Source organism: Paenirhodobacter enshiensis (assembly GCF_000740785.1).
In the GTDB taxonomy this organism is placed as follows: Bacteria; Pseudomonadota; Alphaproteobacteria; order Rhodobacterales; family Rhodobacteraceae; genus Rhodobacter; species Rhodobacter enshiensis.
The window spans coordinates 22405-41495 of the sequence record NZ_JFZB01000009.1 but is presented as its reverse complement, the minus strand read 5'-3'; the positions used below and the strand labels follow the sequence as shown (position 1 = coordinate 41495).

The window sequence follows — 19091 nt, the reverse complement described above, 5'->3', positions numbered from 1 at the left end:
CGGCACATCGGCCGGGCCGGCCCTCAGGCGACGCTGAGCAGTTCCACGCCACGGATCGCGGCAGCATCGCGCATGTCGCGCTCGTATCCCGAACCGAGCTGATCGACGAACCCCTGATCCCAGCCGGGCAGCGCCACCTCGGCCTCGGTCTGATCGGCGAGGGCGAAGATCTCCAGCACCTCGGCGACCAGCGCATCGCGGGCCGCCCCGTATCTCTCCGCGGCAGGCAAAGCGGACAGGCGGCGCTCGAATTCCTCCATCCCGGCCGTCGAGACCAGCTGCGCGAGCAGGCTGTTCTCGGCGTTCAGCGCCGCGCCCCCATCGGGCAGCCCGGCCAGACGCCGCATCAGCAGCGGCTGCAAAAACGGCATATCCTCGTTCGCCCAGACCAGGAACGAACGGCCCGAGGCCGCCTCGGCGATCTGGGCGATGACCGGGCCCCAGAGCAGCGTCTCGGGCGGCTGACCGGCAAGAATATCGTCATAGCTGCGGCGCCCGGATTGCCGGGTCAGCATGTTCGACAGCAGGATCGCCGGGTTCAGCGTGGCAAGGCAGAAGGTCAGATCGTCTTCCGGAAACAGATTGACGAGGCCGCGCACCCGGTCGCCCGCGAAAGGATAAAGCCCGCGCTGCGTGATCACACGCTCGGGAGCGGACAGGAAATTGCCGCCGTAAAGCACCAGCCGGCGCACATCGGAGGGAGCGCCCTCGAGGCACAGATCGAGCACCCGCTCCTGCGTCGCATCGTCGGCAACAGCCCCGCCGAGCCCCGAGACGATCTCGCGCAGCGTGGCGCGATAGGAAGCCGGGGCCGGACACCAGATGCCGTGCGCGGCCAGAACCTCCGGGTTCGCCATCAGCCCCCCGGCCAGATGTTCGACGTCGCTCGAATAGGCACCGAGGTGAAAGACGATCTGCATCCGGATGACTTTCCTTTGTTTTTCCGAAACCGACTAAGCGCGGATCAAACGTCCAGATCCTCGACGAAGCGGGCGTTTTCCTGAATGAACTGGAAGCGCATCTCGGGCTTCTTGCCCATCAGCCGCTCGACGATATCGCCGGTCTCGCCGGGGAAATCCTCGGCGGTGGTGACGCGGATCAGCTTGCGGCTGGTCGGGTTCATCGTGGTATCCTTCAGATCCTTGGCATCCATCTCGCCAAGGCCCTTGAAGCGCTGCACGTCGATCTTGCCCTTGCCGCCGAGGCCCTTCTTCAGCCATTCTTCCTTCTCGGCATCGTCCGAGACATAGATCCGGCGCGCGCCCTGGGTCAGCCGATAAAGCGGCGGACAGGCCAGATACACATGCCCCTTGTCGACCAGAGGCCGCATCTGGGTGAAGAAGAACGTCATCAGAAGGGACGCGATATGCGCCCCGTCGACATCGGCATCGGTCATGATGATGATCTTGTCGTAGCGCAGATCGTCGAGGCGGAACTTGCTGCCCATCCCGGTGCCGAGCGCCTGCGCGAGATCGTTGATCTCCTGGTTCTGGCCGAGCTTGGAGCTCGCCGCGCCCAGAACGTTCAGGATCTTGCCGCGCAGGGGCAACAGCGCCTGATGCTCGCGGTCGCGCGCCATCTTGGCCGAACCGCCGGCCGAATCGCCCTCGACGAGGAACAGCTCGGTGCCCGAACGGTCCTTGGCCGAGCAATCCACCAGCTTGCCGGGCAGGCGCAGTTTCTTGGTGGCGGATTTGCGCTGCGTTTCCTTTTCCTGCCGGCGCTTCAGCCGCTCCTCGGCGCGCAGCACGAGGAAATCGAGGATCGCACCCGCCGATTTCGGATCGGCGACAAGCCAGTTGTCGAAATGGTCGCGGACGGCCACCTCGACCCATTTCGCGGCCTCTTCCGTCGACAGCCGGTCCTTGGTCTGGCCGACGAAGGAGGGCTCGCGGATGAACACCGACAAAAGCGCGCAGCCGCCGGTCAGCAGGTCTTCGCGGGTGACGAGCGCGGCCTTCTTGTTGCCGACCATCTCGCCATAGGCACGCACGCCCTTGAGAATCGCGGCCCAGAAGCCCGCCTCGTGGGTGCCGCCTTCGGGCGTCGGCACGGTATTGCAGTAAGACGAGATGAAACCGTCGCGCATCGGCGTCCAGTTGATCGCCCATTCGACGGAGCCCGGCACGCCGAACTTCTCCTCGAAGCTGACCTTGCCGGCGAAGGGACGCTCGGAATAGGTCTCGGTGCCGGTGAGGGTCTCGTTCAGGAAGTCGGCGAGGCCGTTCGGGAAGTGGAACACCGCCTCCATCGGGGTGTCGCCATCGGCGATGGCGGTCTTCCAGCGGATTTCCACGCCCGAGAACAGGAAGGCCTTCGAGCGCGTCATGCGGAACACGCGGGCGGGTTTCAGCGTCAGCGCGCCGAAGATCTCGGGGTCGGCATGGAAGGTGACGGTGGTGCCGCGCCGGTTCGGCGCCGCGCCGAGCTTCTCGACCGGGCCGAGCGGCACGCCGCGCGAGAAGCGCTGTTCATAGAGTTCGCGGTTGCGCGCGACCTGCACGATCATGCTGTCGGAAAGCGCGTTGACCACCGAGGAGCCGACGCCGTTCAGACCGCCCGAGGTCGAATAGGCCTTGTTCGAGAACTTGCCGCCGGCGTGCAGCGTGCACAGAATGACTTCGAGCGCCGATTTGCCGGGGAATTTCGGATGCGGATCGACCGGGATGCCGCGGCCGTTGTCGCGCACGGTGATCGAGCCGTCGGCGTTCATCTCGACCTCGATGCGGTTGGCGTGGCCGGCGACGGCCTCGTCCATGGCGTTGTCGAGGATTTCCGCCACCATGTGATGCAGCGCGCGCTCGTCGGTGCCGCCGATATACATGCCGGGCCGCTTGCGCACCGGCTCGAGCCCCTCGAGCACCTCGATCGAGGAGGCGTCATAGGTCTCTGCCTGTTGCGAAAGGAGATCGTCGGCCATGCTGCCTGCTTTCTGTCGTGTCTGTCGGGCTTTGGCACCCCCAACGGTGCCCGTCGTGTCAGGGATAGCGCAGGCAGGGGGGCGGGAGCAAGCCGGGCCTCGGCGGATCGGTGCCGGGGGCCTGAAACTCGGGGCGGAGAGGAAGAGAGGGGGCGCTGCCCCCTCGCGCGTGCCGCGCTCACCCCCGGGATATTTTCGGAAAGATGAAAGAGAGGGAGCGCGGCACGGTTCGGGAGGGTCGTCCGGCAGGACAGGCCGGCGGAGAGGTCAGATCACCTCGGCCTCGCGCAGGGCCCACATCTTCTGAAACGCGGGGCGCGACTGGCAGGCGGCGAGCCAGGCCTTGAGATGCGGGCGGGCGTCGAACAGCGCCGTCGCGGGGCGGGCGTAGCGCAGGATCTCGGCGACGCCCACGTCGGCGATGGTGAACCGGCCGCCGACCAGTCCGCCCTCGGCGGCGAGCCGGCCTTCGAGCACGTCGAGCGGGCGGGCGAGCTTCGCCGCGGCCGCGGCGAGGGCTGCGGCGTCGGGGCTCGCCGCCTCGGCATTCTTGTCGATGACGAGCGCTGCGTCCTCGATCCAGGTGGCGGCGTAGAGCGAGACCTCGGTCATGCGGGCGCGTTCGATGGCGTCACTGGGCGCGAGCGGGCCACCCGCTTTCTCGGCAAGGTAGAGATTGATCGCGAGGGATTCGCCGAGCACGAAGCCGTCGTCGTCGATCACCGGGATCGCACCCGCAGGCGACAGACGCAGGAACGCGGGCGAAACGGTATTCAGCGCAGCATCCGCGGCCAGCGGATCGCGTCCCATCCGGCGCATCCGCGGCGCCTGGATGACAGGAACATGGCGCCAGGCGAGGCCGAGTTCCTCGAGCGCCCAGATGGTGCGCGTCGCGCGGGAATGAGCGATGCCGTAAAGCGTAATCATGGAGGACTCCTTGCAGGCCGGAAATGGATCCGGGTGGATCATCTGCCTGTCAGGCGGAGATGAAAAGACGCGAATCCGGCATCCGGGATAACGAATTTTGATCGGCATCAAGGCGGCGTTGTCACATTTGCGTCACGATAGGCAAATGACCAACAGGAGAGCGCCATGGAAGACCTGAACCAGAGTGCCGTTCCCGCCCGGGAGCCTGCCGTGACGGCCGTCGCGCCGCAAAGCGGCCCGACGGGTGCCGAGACGGTGCCGCTGTCCGGGGAGCAGCCCGACACCGAGCCCGGAGAAGGCCGCCTTGAAGGCCCGAAGGTATTCCCGACGGTCGATCCGAATGCGATCCGTCTGGCCTTCGAAAGCGGCAAATACCCCTATCCGCGCCGGATGGGCCGACCCGCCTATGAGAAGGAGAAGGCGCTTTTGCAGGCCGAACTGCTGAAAGTGCAGATCTGGGCGCAGGAGACGGGGCAGAAATTCGTCATCCTGTTCGAGGGCCGCGATGCTGCGGGCAAGGGCGGCACGATCAAGCGCTTCATGGAGCATCTCAACCCCCGCTTCGCCCGCGTCGTCGCGCTGAACAAGCCGACCGAGGTCGAGAAGGGTCAGTGGTTCTTCCAGCGCTATATCCAGCACCTGCCCACCGCGGGCGAAATGGTGTTCTACGACCGCTCCTGGTACAACCGCGCCGGGGTCGAGCGGGTGATGGGCTTTTGCACGCCGTCCGAATACCTCGAATTCATGCGCCAGACGCCCGAACTCGAACGGATGCTGGTGCGTTCGGGGGTGCGGCTTTACAAATACTGGTTCTCGGTGACCCGTGACGAGCAGCGCCGCCGCTTCGCCGAGCGCGGCACCGACCCGCTCAAACGCTGGAAGCTCAGCCCGATCGACATTGCCTCGCTCGACAAATGGGACGATTACACCGAGGCGAAGGAGGCGATGTTCTTCTACACCGACACCGCTGACAGCCCCTGGGTCATCGTCAAGTCGAACGACAAGAAGCGCGCCCGGCTGAACTGCATGAAGCATTTCCTGTCGACGCTGGATTACCCCGACAAGGATCCGGCCATCGCCACCCTGCCCGATCCGCTGATCGTGGGCCACGCAAGCCATGTGGTGCGCGCTTCCGAGCATATCCTCGGCGCGGCGCTGCACCCGGCGCAGGCCGCTGCCCGGACCGCGGCCGCGAAGGCCTGACCTCCCGAAATGCCAGAGCCCGCGCGCGGGCTCTGGACGGCGCGGAACCGCACCGATAGCTTGCGCGCCATGTCCGGTTCCATCTCCCTCCCCCCCGCGTCCAGTCCTCCGGGTCATGCCCGCGCCCTTCTCGTGCTCGGGCTGCCGATCATCGGCTCGAACCTCGCGCAGGTGGGGCTGCATACCGTCGATACGGTGATGATGGGCTGGTATGGCGTGCGCGAGCTGGCCGCGGTGGTGCTGGCGGCGGGGCTGTTCTTCGTGCTGTTCGTGGTGGGCTCGGGCGTGTCCTATGCGCTGATGGGGCGGGTTGCCGCCTCGCTCGGCGCGGGTGACGAGACACAGGTGCGGCGCGATACCCGCATGGCGCTGTGGCTGTCTCTGGGCTATGCCGCGGCGATCCAGCCGGTGCTGTTCCATTCGGGCGCGCTGCTGCGACTGATGGGACAGGAAGACGACATCGCCGATCTCGCCCAGCAGTTCCTGCGCGTGTCGATGATCGGCATGTTCCCGGCGCTGACCGTGGCGGTGGTGAAATCGTGCCTCAGCGCGTTCGAACGCACCCGTGTCGTTCTCGCCGTGACGCTGATCGGGGTGGGGATCAACATCGCGCTGAACTGGGTGCTGATCTTCGGTCGCTACGGCTTCCCCGAGCTTGGCCTGCGCGGCGCGGCGGTGAGTTCGGTCGTCGTGCAGCTGGTCACGGCGGCGGCGCTGGTCGGCTACGCGGCACGTCAGCCGCAGATGCGCCGGTTCGGTCTGTTCCAGCGACTGTGGCGCCCGGACTGGGAGGCGGCGCGCACGATGGCGCGGCTCGGGGTGCCGATCGGGCTGACGGCGCTCGCGGAATCGGGGCTGTTCCAGGCGACGGCGCTGATGATGGGCTGGATCGGCACGGTGCCGCTCGCGGCCCATGGCATCGCGATGGAACTCGCCATGCTGACCTTCATGGTCCACATGGGGCTGTCGAGTGCCGCGACCGTGCGGGCCGGGCGCGCCTTCGGGCGGCACGACCGCGCAGCGCTGCGCATGGGGGCCTGGGTCGCTCAGGCGCTGTCGCTGTGCTTCGGCGCCGTCGTGGTCGCGGCATTCCTGCTCATCCCCGGCCCGCTCGTCGCGCTGTTCCTCGACCCGGCGAAACCCGAGGCCCCCGAGATCATGGCCGTCGGCATCGCGCTTCTGGCCGTCGCCGGGCTGTTCCAGCTGTTTGACGCGACACAGGTCATGGCGCTCGGTCTGTTGCGCGGGGTGCAGGACACGCGCGTGCCGATGTGGGTCGCGGTCACCTGCTATTGGGGGATCGGCCTGCCGGCGAGCTACCTGCTCGGCTTCACTTTCGGAGGAGGGGCGCAGGGGATCTGGCTCGGTCTGGTGGTGGGACTGGCCTGCACCGGGCTCACGCTGATCGTGCGGTTCTGGCGCGGCCCGTGGTGCGTCGCCCGCTGACACCGGAGACCGGCCTTTGGCTTTCGCTTTGCCGCAAATATCCCGGGGGTGAATTGGCCGTCAGGCCAAGAGGGGGCAGAGCCCCCTCGCGCGGTCCGTCCGATGCGCCCCCCTGGCCCGGACATGAAAACGGGGCCGGCGCGACCCGCCGACCCCGTTCTGCGTCATTCCTGCCGCTCAGACCTCAGTTCAGACCTTCGCAGAACAGCCTGATCCTGCGGCAGGCCTCGGTCAGCGCCGCGTCCGAGGTCGCATAGCTGATGCGGAAGTTCGGGCTCAGCCCGAAGGCCGCGCCGAACACCACGGCGACCCCCTGCTCTTCCAGCAGCGCCGAGGCGAAGGCCTCGTCATTGACGATCTTCACGCCGCTCGCCGAGGTCTTGCCGATGCAGCCGGCGACCGAGGGGTAGACGTAGAACGCGCCTTCGGGCGTCGGGCAGGTGATGCCCGGGCAGGCATTCAGACCGGCGACCACCAGATCGCGGCGGCGCTGGAACACGGCGAGACTGTCGTGAATGTAATCCTGCGGCCCGGTCAGCGCCTCGACGGCGGCATATTGGCTGATCGAGGACGGGTTCGAGGTCGACTGCGACTGCACCTTGGCCATCGCCTTGATCAGCGTCTCGGGGCCGCCGGCATAGCCGATGCGCCAGCCGGTCATCGCATAGGCCTTGGAGACGCCGTTCACCGTCAGCGTCCGCGATGCCAGAGCGGGCTCGACCTGCGCGGGCGTGGCGTATTCGCGGCCGTCGAACAGCAGATGCTCATACATGTCGTCGGACAGCACCCAGACATCGGGGTGACGCAACAACACATCGGTCAGCGCCTTCAACTCGTCCCGGCTGTAGGCCGCGCCCGAGGGGTTCGAGGGCGAGTTGAAGATGAACCACTTGGTCTTCGGCGTGATCGCCGCCTCGAGCTGCTCGGCCGAGATCTTGTAGCCGGTCTGCATGTTGCCTTCGACGAAGGTGGGCGTGCCGCCGGCCAGAAGCACCATGTCGGGATAGCTCACCCAGTAAGGGGCAGGAATCAGCACCTCGTCGCCGGGGTTCAGCGTGGCGACGAGCGCGTTATAAAGGACCTGCTTGCCGCCGGTGCCCACGGTGATCTGCGAGGGGGTATAGCTCAGCCCGTTCTCGCGGGCGAACTTGTCGCAGATCGCCTGCTTCAGTTCCGGGATACCGTCGACGGCGGTATACTTGGTCTTGCCCTCTTCGATGGCGCGGATGGCGGCACGCTTGATGGTGTCGGGCGTGTCGAAATCGGGTTCGCCCGCGCTCAGCGCGATGACATCGCGCCCGGAGGCCTTCATTTCCCGCGCCTTGTTACTGATCGCGATCGTGGACGAGGGCTTCACGCGCGCAAGCGTGTCGGAAAGGAAAGCCATGTCGGGGAACCTCCGGTTGAGACAGACCGTCGTCAGTCTTTACGCCCGCCCCCCGAACGGATCAAGGGTGTGGATCGGGGACCGGGCCCGGGCGGGCTTGACCCGGAGCGACGGCGGTGGCACGAGCGAACTAGGCGCGGCATGATGCAGCGGCAGGAGGACCCCGATGAGCGAACCCGTGGCGGAAACACCCGAAGCGCGTCTGAAGCGGATGCGGATGCGCAGCTGGCGGCGCGGCACCAAGGAGATGGACCTGATCCTCGGGCCCTGGGCTGACGCGAAACTCGCGACGATGGACGCGGCGACACTCGAACTTTACGACCGGCTGCTAGAAGAAAACGATCAGGATCTGTATCCCTGGGTCTCCGGTGCGCTGCCCTGCCCGACCGAATATTGCGAACTTCTCGGCACCATCGCCGATTTCGCCCGCAGCCGTCATCTGAAACTCTGAGCTCGTCCCGCCGGGGACAGCACAGATACGGGGGCGCTGCCCCCGTCGCGGCCCTGCCGCGACTCCCCCGGGATATTTGTGGAAAGCCGAAAGCGGCATCCCCCGGCGCTTAACCGAATATTCGGTTTTGTGCGCCAGTCTCTCCCCGTTCGGCATGGAGGACGGGGCACGTGACGATGCAGATCCCGATCGGGGCGGGAGAGCGGCAGAGGCCGGGGCGGATCCTTGCGGGGTATCTGGAGTGCATCGCGCTGATCGAGCGGCTGCACCGGCTGCTTCTCGATGTGATCAAGGACGAGTTCGAGAGACTGGACGTGCTGGAGATCAATCCGGTTCAGGCGCTGTTGCTGTTCAACATCGCCGGAAACGAGGTGACGGCGGGCGAGCTGCGCAGCCGCGGCTACTATCAGGGATCGAACGTCAGCTACAATCTGAAGAAGCTGGTCGAGACCGGCTATCTGCACCACCAGCGCAGCGAGGTGGACCGCCGATCGGTCAGGATCCGGCTGACCCCCAAGGGGGTGGCGATGCGTGCGACCGTCGGAACTCTGCTGAACCGCCACGCCGAAGAACTGGAACGAGAAAGCACTTTTGGCGAGAGCGAAGAGGCCACGCGCATGACGATGCGCCTGCTGGAGGAATTCTGGTCGGGTCAGATCCGGTATATCTATTGACCGCCCCACCAGCGCGGCGAAGGCGGGGCGGCGCGCCGCAGTTCCCCCCCCGCAGGAGGGCGGGAAGGCAGCGCGACCAACAGCGCTTGGGCATCGCGGCTGCCGGAGCGGAAACGGCTTCTCTCACCGGCAGGCCCTTGCGGCCGGGGCGCTTGCAACCGGAGCCCTTCGATCAACCAGCCCCTCAGCTGCGATTGCGGAAATCGGCCGGGTTGATGCCATGGCGGGTGAGCTTGTCATAGAAGGTCTTGCGCGGCAGCTTCAGCCGCACCATCGCCACCGAAGCGTTGCCGCGCGCCATGCGCAGCGCATCGCGCAGGATCGCGGCCTCGTAATCGGCGACGCGCTCCGCAAGACCGACCTCGCCGCCCGGGTCGAAGCCGGCCTCGGGTGCGGCCTCGACGCCCAGAACATGGCGCTCCGCGAACTGGCTCAGCTCGCGCAGGTTGCCCGGCCAGTCATGGCTGATCAGCCGCGCCTCGAGCGCGAGGGTCAGCGGCGGCACCGGCCGGCCGAGCCGGGCCGCCGTCTGCAGCACGAAATGGCGAAACAGCAAGGGAACATCGCCCGGACGGTCGCGAAGCGGCGGCACCGTCAGCACCAGTCCGGACAGCCGGTAGCGCAGATCGGCACGGAACCGGCCGGCCTCGGCCAGCGCGCCGAGATCGGCCCGCGTCGAGGCCACCACCCACAGATCGAGCGGACGCGGCGCTTCGGCGCCCACCGGCCAGACCTCGCCGGTTTCGATCACGTTCAGCAGCCGGGCCTGCAGATCCATCGGCAGCGCGTCAATCTCGTCGAGAAACAGCATCCCCCGATGCGCCCGTTCGAGACGGCCGATCTGACGTCCGGGATTGGAGCGGCTGGCCGCCACGCCCAGGAATTCGGCATCGAACCGCTCGGGCGAGATCGCGGCGCAGTTCACCGCGACGAAGGGGCGCGCGCGGCGCGGGCTTTGCCGGTGCAGCATCCGCGCCAGACGCTCCTTGCCCGCCCCGGATCCGCCGGTGATCAGCGTGTCGAGGCAGGCCTCAGCCACCCGCTCGGCGGTCTCTCGCAGATGCACGATGGCGCCGCTGGTACCGATCAGACCGTCGTCGCCGGCCGCATCCGCGCGCGCCAGCCGCAGCGCGCGGTTCTCCAGCACCAGCCGGCGCGCGGAAAGCGCACGGCGCAGCGTGGCGTGCAACACCTCGGTCGGCACGGGCTTGGTCAGGAAATCATAGGCCCCCCCCTTCAGCGCCTGCACCGCCATCTCGACATCGCCATGCCCGGTCAGCAAGATCACCGGCAGCTCCGGATCGAGCGCATGGAGGCGCTGCGCGAATTCGAGCCCATCCATCCCCGGCATCCGCACATCCGACAGCACGACGCCCGGATATCCCGCCCCGAGATCGGCGAGCGCCTCGGCGGCCGAGGCATTTTCCTCGACCTCGAAGCCGCGCAGCCGCAGCCCCTGCATCTGCGCCGCACGCAACGCCGCGTCGTCCTCGACCAGCCGCACCAGACCGCCCACCGGTGCCGCGGCAATCTCATCGGCCATCAGTCCGCCTCCCTCAGGTCGATGTGAAACCGCGCGCCGCGTCCGGGCCCGGGCGGATCGGCCCGCAACCGGCCGCCGAAATCGCGCATGATACCTTGCGAAATCACCAGACCGAGGCCGAGCCCCTGCGCCTTCGTGGTCAGGAACGGCGAGAACAGGTTGCCCGCCACCTCGGGCGCGAGGCCCGGGCCGTTGTCGGCGACGGTGCAGGTAATCCAGCGCGCGCCCGCAGCGTCCGTGCTGCGCGAGAGGGTCACGCGAATCTCGGGGTCGGGGCGGTCGTGAAGCGCCTCGTGGGCGTTTTGCAGCAGGTTCACCAGCACCTGTTCCAGACGCACCTTCTCGGCCATCACCCGCAGGCCCGGGGGAATGTCGGGGGCGATCAGGCGCACCCGGTCGGCCGCGCGCCGGCTGGCCGAGAGCAGAAGCGACGCCTCCCAGGCTTCGGCGAAGGAGACCGCCTCGTGCCCGCCGCCCGCCTTGCGCGAGAAGCCGCGCAGCTCCGACGTGATGGTCTGGATGCGTTCGCACATGCGCACGATCTGGTCGAGATTGCCCGCCACCTCTGGCAGAGCCGGAGCAGGATCGGGGGCGGCAAGCATCGCCTGCCCGTTCTCGGCAAGCAGCCGGATCGTGGCCAGCGGCTGATTGACCTCATGCGCCACCCCCGCCGTCACCTGACCGAGCGTCGCCAGCCGGTTCGCCTGCACCAGACGGCCCTGCATCTCGGCAAGGCGCTTCTCGGCATCGACACGCTCGCGGATTTCGCCCGACAGCTCCCGGGTGCGGGCGGCGACCTCGCGTTCGAGATCCTGGCGATAGGTCAGCTCGGCGCGTGCCCGCGCCAGCGCCCGGCGCCGGCGGCGCAGGAAATACCCAAGCCCCGACAGCAGAGGCAACAGCCCCAGCCCCGCCATCACGGTATTCATCATCGCCTGACGGCGCACCTCGGCAAGCGAGAGCGTCATCACCAGCGTCCAGGGCGTTCCGGCCACCGGCTCGACGAGCCGCAACCGCCCCTCGTCAAGCGCGGGCAGCGGGCCGAAGCGCAGCCCCGGCTCCGAGGTCAGGGTGACCCGGCCGGAGGCATCCACCACCACCGTGTGTCCGCCGCTGCGCTGCCAGGCGGCTTCTGTCTCGGCGAAATCCACCTTGTCGATCACCGCCCCGAGCGCCGCCCCCTCCGGCCCGACACGCTGCGACAGATACAGGCCCGGCCGCCGGCTGACGGAACCGAGCGCGTATTCCACTCCCGCCCCCGACTGCATCGCATCGCTGAAATAGCTGCGAAACCGATAGTTCGATCCGCGAAAGCTGTCGGGTTCGTTCCAGTTCGAGGCGGCAAGCGCGGTGCCGTCGTCCGACACGATATAAAGAACCGATCCCCCCGCCGCATCGCGCAGCCGTTCGAGCTTTTCCGACAGCGCCTGACCGCGGGTCCCGGTCGGAGCGGAGAGCGCCTCGATCACGTCGCGGTCGCCTGCGAGGATGGCCACGACCGCACGCTGATGCGCCACCTCGGACGCCAGCCCCGAGGCCCGCGCCTGCGCCGTGGCCCGCCCGGTCGCGGCCAGATGCGCGCTCCCGCGCTCGGCGCTGAGCCGGTAGATCTCGGTCAGAGCGATCACCAGCGCGACGAGCGCGACCGCCGCGATCAGCGCGCGCCGCAGCCCCGGTGCGCGCCGGCCCACGCCGGGGCGCGAAGCTCCGTCCCCCGATGCAGGATCCGGGACCGGACCGCAAACAGCTTTCTGTTCGGCCATCCGGCCCTCCCCCCATGTGCGGCCCCAATGTGCGGACCGGCGGACGGAACCGCATGGGCCGGTGGCTCGACTTTGTATCGAAAATCGCATCGCAACATTGTTGCTGTGCGGAAAATGAAACAGTTTCGACCGGCACGCAAGAATATTTTTCGTTCTATTCCTGCGTCTTGTCGTTTCCTGCACGAAAAACTGACAGTTTCGTAACAGGCTCTATTTTAGCCAGGCACACGGGAAAGCTGACAAGAGGAGTGTCATGCAACAGAACGTTTCCGCGGCAACCGCGCTGCCGCACATTCCGTTTTACCGCTCGCTTTACTTCCAGGTTCTGGTCGCCATCTTCATCGGCGCCATTCTGGGCCACTACTGGCCTGACCTCGGGATCGCGATGAAGCCTTTCGGCGACGGTTTCATCAAACTGGTGAAGATGATCATCTCTCCGATCATCTTCCTGAGCATCGTGACCGGCCTTGCAGGAATGGGGAACCTGAAGGGCGTGGGCTCGGTGGTCGGCAAGGCGTTCGGCTATTTCCTGTTCTTCTCGACGCTCGCGCTGATCCTCGGGCTGATCGTGGCGAACGTGGTTCAGCCGGGCGCGGGCTTCAACGTCGATCCGGCGACGCTCGATCCGAAGGCGGTGGCGAGCTATGCCGACAAGGCGCATGAGACCACCGTCACCGGCTTCCTGATGGCGATCATTCCGACGACGCTCATCTCGCCGCTGACGCAGGGCGACATCTTGCAGGTGCTGTTCGTGTCGATCCTGACCGGCGTGTCCTGCATCCTGATCGGCGAAAAGGCCGCGCCTTTCGTCAAGGTCTGCGAATCGGCGATGGGCGTGGTGTTCCGCATGGTCGCCATCCTGATGAAGGTCGCCCCGATCGGCGCCTTCGGCGCCTTCGCCTTCACCATCGGCAAATACGGCCTCGGCTCGATCGTCAATCTGGCCTGGCTGGTGGGCACGTTCTACGCCACCTCGCTGATCTTCGTGCTGGTGATCTTGGGCGCGGTGTGCCTGCTCAACGGGTTCTCGGTGCTGAAGCTGATCAGCTACCTGAAGGCGGAGCTGCTGCTGGTTCTGGGCACCTCGTCGTCGGAATCGGCGCTGCCCTCGCTGATGGACAAGATGGAGAAGGCCGGTTGCGCGCGTCCCGTCGTGGGTCTGGTGGTTCCGACCGGCTACTCGTTCAACCTCGACGGCACCAACATCTACATGACGCTCGCCGCGCTGTTCATCGCTCAGGCGACGAACACCGATCTGACGCTCGGTCATCAGATCCTGCTGCTGCTCGTCGCGATGCTGTCGTCGAAGGGTGCGGCCGGTGTGACCGGCGCGGGCTTCATCACGCTTGCCGCGACGCTCGCCGTGGTGCCGGAGATCCCGGTCGCCGGCATGGCGCTGATCCTGGGCGTCGACCGCTTCATGTCGGAATGCCGCTCGCTGACCAACTTCGTCGGCAACGCGGTCGCCTGCGTGGTGGTCAGCCGCTGGGAAGGCAAGCTCGACACCGAGCGCCTGCACAAGGTGCTCGGCGGTCACGAGATCTTCGAGGGCGAGAAGCATCGCTTCCAGGACTGATCTTGACCATATCGCAATCGGACAAGGGGGCCTTCGGGCCCCCTTCGTCGTTTTTGCCGCACCGGTGCAGGGGGCTCTGCCCCCGTCTCCTGCGGAGACTCCCCCGGGATATTTTCAGCGAATCGAAAGGGGGGCCGGGCGCTTTTTCGCCCCGTGTCAGAGCCGGGAGAGCGGCTGGAACACCAGACCTTCGGCTGTGTCGCCGATCCAGGCGCGGATACCGAAGACTTCGGCGAGGAGCTTTTCGGTGAGCACCGCGCGGGGGGCACCGTCGGCGACGACGCGGCCGGCCTTCAGCACGACGAGCCGGGTGCAGTGGCGCGCCGCGAGGCCGAGATCGTGGACCGAGGCGAGGACCGAGCGCCCCTCGGCCGCGAGCGCCGCGAACAGCGCCATCGCGTCGATCTGCGCCGCCGGGTCGAGGCCGGCGGTGGGTTCGTCGGCGAGCATCAGCGGCGCCTCTTGCGCCAGCGCGCGGGCGAGGAGGACGCGGGCCTGTTCTCCGCCCGAGAGCGCCGTCACCGGGCGGTGGCGCAGCGCGTCGAGGCCGAGGCGGGCGAGAGCGCGGGCGACGGCGGCGCGGTCCTCGGACCGGGCGGCGCCGGGCCAGGCGGCACGGCCAAGCGCGACCACCGCCTCGACCGGCATGTCCCAGGCGATCTCGCGCCCCTGCGGCAGATAGGCGGCAGCGCGGGCGCGCTCGGCGGGCGGCAGCGCGGCGAGAGAGCTGTGCCCCTGCGCCGGAATCAGTCCGAGCGCCGCACGTAACAGCGTCGTCTTGCCCGCGCCGTTCGGGCCGATCAGCCCGACGCATTCGCCCGGCCCCACCGAAAGCGTGATCCCGTCGAGGACAGTGCGGCCGGCACGCGCGAGGCGCAGATCCGTCAGTGTCAGCATCACAGCCCCTCGCGTCGGGATTTCAGGATGAGGTGGAGGAAGAACGGCGCGCCCACCAGCGCGGTCAGCACGCCGAGCTTCAGGTCGCGCTCGGGCGCGATCAGCCGCACCGCGAGATCGGCCGCGAGCACCATCGCCGCCCCGCCGAGCGCCGCGGCCGGCAACAGCCGCGACGGCCGCCCGCCCACCGCGCGGCGCAGCAGATGCGGCATCACCAGACCGACGAAGCCGATCGCCCCCGCGACCGCCGTCGCCGCCCCGACGAGGAGCGCGACCGACGCGACCGTCAAAAGCCGCATCCGCCCGATCCGCACCCCCATCGTCGCCGCCACATCCTCGCCGAGCGTCAGCGCATCGAGACCGCGCGCCACCGGCACCGCCAGCGCAGCCCCCGCCAGCATCGGCAGAAGCGCCACCTGGACATGGCTCATCGAGCGGTCGGCGAGCGAACCCATCATCCAGAACACGATCTCGTTCGCCGCGAAGGGATTGGGCGAGAGGTTCAGCACCAGCGCCGTCCCCGCCGTCGCGATGGCCGAGATCGCCACCCCCGACAGGATCACCGTCAGCGTGCTGCCCCGGGGACCGCTGAGCGCCACCATCAGCGCGACCGAGATCGCCGCCCCGCCAAGCGCCGCAAGCGGCAGCGCCAGCGCGAAAGCCGTGGCGAGCCCGCTTTGCAGCGCGATCACCGCACCGAGCGCGGCCGAGGCCGACGTGCCGAGAAGCCCGGGTTCCGCCAGCGGATTGCGCAACCAGCCCTGCATCATCGCCCCCGCGAGGCCAAGCGCGCCGCCCACCATCACCGCGAGGATCGCGCGCGGCAGACGGACCTCCTGCATCACCAGAACCGCCATATCCGCCCCGCCCCGCCCCGAGATCAGCGCCCGCAGCCCCTGCCCGACCCCGATCCCCGACGGGCCGGTCAGCAGCGAGGCCAGAAACAGCGCCGCCACCGCCGCGCCGAGCGCCGCGAGCAGCGTGAAGAAACCGAACCGGGCCATCTTTCCCCCGATGAGGCCGGCATCCGGCCCCGTTTGCGTGACATCCCGGTCCCCGCGGACGGCAAACCGGACCCGCGCGCACCAATGGCGAGGTCACCCCTTCCGTTCGGGCCGATGTCGCGCCGGATCGCAGATCCCCGGGCGCGGGCCACATCCGGCACGTGCACCCCCGCACGGGCCCGGATCGGGTGAGGCTGCGGCAGGTCTCCTGACTTGCGGGTCATCGCCCGGACGCGCCTTCCCGGTTGCAGCCGGTGGCCGTTGCGCCCTCGCTCGCCGCTTACAGTTGCGGGGACAGTCGCGGACTTGGCGAGGCGCCGCACCGCATTCCCTTTTCACCGGGCACACCCGGAACCGAAGCCCGCCCGGAATGCGCCACAAATCGCGCCGCTGTCAAGGAATCTCGGGCCGGCACGCGGCCCGAGATTCGCATGGGCCCCGCCCTGTCCCGATGCGGAAACGGAAATGTGACAAGCGAATTTCATGAAATTAAATTGCGCAGATGAATTCCAAATTGACATTACCTTAAAAAGGCGCGACAGCAGGCCCTATCCGATTTGGGGAAGAAAGATGTCCGTTACCGAACTTTTCGCGACGCGCACCGAGGGAATGCATGCCTCGGAAATCCGCGAACTTCTGAAGCTGCTCGACCAGCCTGAAATCATCTCTTTCGCCGGGGGCATCCCCGACCCGGCGCTGTTTCCGCGCGTAGAATTCGCCGAGGCGCTGGCCTGGGCCACCTCGGACACCGAGGCGGCGCAGTCGCTGCAATACGCGCCCTCCGAGGGTTACACCCCGCTGCGCGAATGGATCGTGCGTTACATGGCGACGCTCGGCGTGAGCTGCGCGGTCGATAACGTGCTCATCACCGCCGGCTCGCAGCAGGCGCTCGATTACCTCGGCAAGCTGTTCCTCGATCCCAAGGACACCGCGCTGGTGGGCTGGCCGACGTATCTCGGGGCGCTCGGCGCGTTCAACGCCTATCAGCCGGTCTATGGCCGCATCGACCCGCGCGCCAATCGCAGCGCCGAGGAGATCACCCAGAAGGCCGCCAGCCGCGGCGGCAGGGTGAAATTCGCCTATCTCTCGGCCGATTTCGCCAACCCGACCGGGCTGACCTTCGATCGCGCCGAACGCGAGGCGATCCTTGCCAAGGCCGATGCGCTCGACATCGCGGTGATCGAGGACGGTGCGTATCAGGCGCTGCGTTACAGCGGCACCGCCTATCCGCCGATGCTCGCGCTCGAACAGGCGCGCAAGGGCGACATGGAGGCGTGCCGGACGATCTATTGCGGTTCGTTCTCGAAGACGCTGGCGCCGGGTCTGCGCGTGGGCTGGGTGGTGGCGGCGAAGCCGGTGATCCAGCAGATGGTGCTGATGAAGCAGGCGGCCGATCTGCAGACCGCGACGCTGAACCAGATGGCGGTGGCGCGCGTGGCCGAGGCGGTGTTCGACAGCCATGTCGAGAAGCTGCGCGAGGTCTATGGTCACCGGCTGAACGCGATGCTCGCCTCGCTCGGGCATCACATGCCCGAGGGCGTCGACTGGACCCGGCCCGAGGGCGGGATGTTCGTCTGGATGCATCTGCCCGAGGGGATGGACGGGGCCGAGCTGCTGGCGCAGGCGCTGCGCACGCAGAAGATCGCCTTCGTGCCGGGCGGCGCGTTCTTCGCCGACGGCTCGAACCGCAACACGATCCGGCTGAACTTCTCTCTGCTTGACGACAAGACCATCGACGAGGGTATCCGCCGGCTGGGCGAGGCGCTGCGCGCGGAGATGGCGAAGTAATCGCCCTGGCGAGAGAGACGGGAAAGGCCCGCCGGGGGATCTCCGGCGGGCCTTTTGCCTTGTGCCCGGGGTCAGAGGGGGCTCTGCCCCCGCTGCGGCTGCGCCGCAGCCCCCCGGGATATTTGTGGAAAGCCGAAAGGGGGAGCCGTTCGCTCCCCCACCCGGCTGTCAGCAGAACACGAAGCTGCGCATCGAGACCGAGGCGATGTCGATCGACTCGTTCATGAAGATCAGCTTGTCCTTGTCCGAGGCCGCCCCCGCGATGGTCAGTGCCGGCAGGTAGTGGTCGACCGTGGGCTGGGCCATGCGCAACAACTCTCCCATGCCCTTGCGGTCAGAGATCGCCGCGAGGTCGCGATCGGTCAGCCGGTCGGCGAAGAAGTTGTCGAACTCGACCGCCCAGTCGTAGGGCGAACCGCCCCAGCGCATGGCGCGCAGGTTGTGAACGACATTGCCCGAGCCGAGGATCAGCACGCCCTTGTTGCGCAGCTCGGCCAGGTCGCGGCCGATCTGCACGTGATGGTCGAAACTCGCCCGCATGTCGATCGACAGCTGGAACACCGGCACGTCATGACCGGGATAGAGCCAGGTCAGCACCGACCAGGCGCCGTGATCGAGGCCCCAGGTATCGTCGCCCTGCACGTGATGGCTGGCGAGGAGAGTCTTGACCTCGCGCGCCATGTCGGGGGCGCCGGGAGCCGGGTATTGCTGCGCGAAAAGCTGCGGCGGGAAGCCGTAGAAGTCGTGGATCGTGCGCGGCAGCGCCGAGACGTCGACGAGCGTCGTCCCCTCGGTCATCCAATGCGCCGAAACCACCAGGATCGCCTGCGGGCGCGGCAGGGTTTCGCCGAGGCGCTTCCACGACCGGGAATAACTGTTGTCCTCGATCGCGTTCATCGGCGAGCCGTGGCCGAGGAACACCACCGGCATCCGGTCGGAGGCCTTCAGCCGGTCTTTGAGCTGCTGCATGGACTGGTTCAGGCTCATGTCGGGTCCTCCGGGAGCAAGGGGCCCCGCCGGGAGGGCGGGGCCGGATCAGGGTCTCAGTTCTTCTTCGAGGGGACAAGCGCCTTCGCGCCGTCGCCGAGCAGAGCGATCGCGAACATCACGATGGCCCAGAACACCGGGTATTCCCAGCCGCCGCCGTTCGGCGCGGCGAAGCTGAAGCCGTTCTGCACGTGGCCGAGCAGCGCGGCGCCCAGCATCTCGAGGCCGAACAGAGCGGCGAGCGGGCGGGCGTAGACGCCGACGATCAGCGCGACGCCACCGATCAGCTCGAACGCCATCACCAGATAACCGACGAAGCCCGGCAGGCCGAGCGAGGCGAAATAGGCCGCGGTCCCGGCGGGGGTGAACACGAACAGCTTGGTCAGCCCGTGCACGATGAACAGCACGCCCGTCAGGACGCGCAGCAGCAGAACGCCGTAAGGCGCAAGTTTGGTGTCGATCATGGTTCTCATCCTGGTTGGATCCGGCGCGAAAGCGGCGCGGGAAATCTGTATTTGCGAGATG

16 protein-coding genes and 1 riboswitch are annotated in these 19091 nt (G+C 67.6%); of the genes, 6 read left to right on the top strand and 10 right to left on the bottom strand.

The features are described 5' to 3' along the window. Nucleotides 1-23: 23 nt before the first annotated feature. From CG50_RS06915 to CG50_RS06905, 3 genes are all read right to left on the bottom strand, one after another. The gene (locus CG50_RS06915) at nt 24-920 is read right to left on the bottom strand and encodes a hypothetical protein (protein ID WP_036636431.1); all 897 of its coding nucleotides are present in this window, start codon (nt 918-920) and stop codon (nt 24-26) included. 44 nt (nt 921-964) lie between these two features. Then, nucleotides 965-2920: a DNA topoisomerase IV subunit B gene (gene parE, locus CG50_RS06910; protein WP_036636429.1), complete on the bottom strand. Its 1956-nt coding sequence runs from the start codon at nt 2918-2920 to the stop codon at nt 965-967. 267 nt (nt 2921-3187) lie between these two features. Beyond that, the gene (locus CG50_RS06905) at nt 3188-3847 is read right to left on the bottom strand and encodes a glutathione S-transferase family protein (protein WP_036636426.1); all 660 of its coding nucleotides are present in this window, start codon (nt 3845-3847) and stop codon (nt 3188-3190) included. 165 nt (nt 3848-4012) lie between these two features. Here CG50_RS06905 and ppk2 point away from each other — a divergent pair, with 165 nt between their 5' ends. Both ppk2 and CG50_RS06895 read left to right on the top strand, forming a co-directional pair. Beyond that, nucleotides 4013-5050, top strand: coding sequence for a polyphosphate kinase 2 (ppk2, locus tag CG50_RS06900; protein WP_036636424.1), 1038 nt, complete (start codon nt 4013-4015; stop codon nt 5048-5050). 69 nt (nt 5051-5119) lie between these two features. Further along, complete coding sequence (locus tag CG50_RS06895) at nt 5120-6496, top strand: MATE family efflux transporter (protein ID WP_036636670.1); 1377 nt, start codon at nt 5120-5122, stop codon at nt 6494-6496. Nucleotides 6497-6680: 184 nt separating this feature from the next. On the opposite strand, the gene CG50_RS06890 is transcribed toward CG50_RS06895, so the two are convergent. Then, complete coding sequence (locus CG50_RS06890) at nt 6681-7883, bottom strand: pyridoxal phosphate-dependent aminotransferase (protein ID WP_036636422.1); 1203 nt, start codon at nt 7881-7883, stop codon at nt 6681-6683. A 178-nt stretch (nt 7884-8061) separates the two neighbouring features. Between CG50_RS06890 and CG50_RS06885 the strand changes: the two genes are divergently transcribed. After that, nucleotides 8062-8334 carry an FAD assembly factor SdhE gene (locus tag CG50_RS06885; RefSeq protein ID WP_036636668.1) on the top strand — a complete coding sequence of 91 codons (273 nt, stop codon included), beginning with the start codon at nt 8062-8064 and terminating at the stop codon, nt 8332-8334. Between the two features lie 176 nt (nt 8335-8510). Further along, nucleotides 8511-9008, top strand: coding sequence for a MarR family winged helix-turn-helix transcriptional regulator (locus CG50_RS06880; protein WP_036636420.1), 498 nt, complete (start codon nt 8511-8513; stop codon nt 9006-9008). A gap of 184 nt (nt 9009-9192) precedes the next feature. On the opposite strand, the gene CG50_RS06875 is transcribed toward CG50_RS06880, so the two are convergent. Both CG50_RS06875 and CG50_RS06870 read right to left on the bottom strand, forming a co-directional pair. Next, nucleotides 9193-10551, bottom strand: a complete 1359-nt coding sequence (locus tag CG50_RS06875; protein WP_051909657.1) for a sigma-54-dependent transcriptional regulator — start codon at nt 10549-10551, stop codon at nt 9193-9195. Further along, nucleotides 10551-12314: a sensor histidine kinase gene (locus tag CG50_RS06870; RefSeq protein WP_081880322.1), complete on the bottom strand. Its 1764-nt coding sequence runs from the start codon at nt 12312-12314 to the stop codon at nt 10551-10553. The genes CG50_RS06875 and CG50_RS06870 overlap by 1 nt, the downstream gene beginning before the upstream one ends. Before the next feature lie 253 nt (nt 12315-12567). Between CG50_RS06870 and CG50_RS06865 the strand changes: the two genes are divergently transcribed. Then, nucleotides 12568-13890 (top strand): dicarboxylate/amino acid:cation symporter, encoded by a 1323-nt coding sequence (locus CG50_RS06865; RefSeq protein ID WP_051909655.1) that lies wholly within the window; start codon nt 12568-12570, stop codon nt 13888-13890. 156 nt (nt 13891-14046) lie between these two features. On the opposite strand, the gene CG50_RS06860 is transcribed toward CG50_RS06865, so the two are convergent. Both CG50_RS06860 and CG50_RS06855 read right to left on the bottom strand, forming a co-directional pair. Then, nucleotides 14047-14787, bottom strand: coding sequence for an ABC transporter ATP-binding protein (locus CG50_RS06860; RefSeq protein ID WP_036636416.1), 741 nt, complete (start codon nt 14785-14787; stop codon nt 14047-14049). Next, on the bottom strand, nt 14787-15791 hold the full coding sequence (locus CG50_RS06855; protein ID WP_036636415.1) for a FecCD family ABC transporter permease: 1005 nt from the start codon (nt 15789-15791) through the stop codon (nt 14787-14789). Before CG50_RS06855 ends, CG50_RS06860 begins: the two co-directional genes overlap by 1 nt. A 181-nt stretch (nt 15792-15972) precedes the next feature. After that, nucleotides 15973-16165: riboswitch (cobalamin riboswitch) on the bottom strand. A 196-nt stretch (nt 16166-16361) separates the two neighbouring features. Between CG50_RS06855 and CG50_RS06850 the strand changes: the two genes are divergently transcribed. After that, nucleotides 16362-17579, top strand: coding sequence for an aminotransferase-like domain-containing protein (locus tag CG50_RS06850; RefSeq protein WP_036636413.1), 1218 nt, complete (start codon nt 16362-16364; stop codon nt 17577-17579). Between the two features lie 168 nt (nt 17580-17747). On the opposite strand, the gene ygiD is transcribed toward CG50_RS06850, so the two are convergent. Both ygiD and CG50_RS06840 read right to left on the bottom strand, forming a co-directional pair. Continuing rightward, the gene (gene ygiD, locus CG50_RS06845; protein WP_036636409.1) at nt 17748-18566 is read right to left on the bottom strand and encodes a 4,5-DOPA-extradiol-dioxygenase; all 819 of its coding nucleotides are present in this window, start codon (nt 18564-18566) and stop codon (nt 17748-17750) included. Between the two features lie 56 nt (nt 18567-18622). Further along, a complete protein-coding gene (locus CG50_RS06840; RefSeq protein WP_036636407.1) occupies nt 18623-19030 on the bottom strand; it encodes a DoxX family protein in 408 nt (135 codons plus the stop codon). Nucleotides 19031-19091 lie beyond the last annotated feature (61 nt).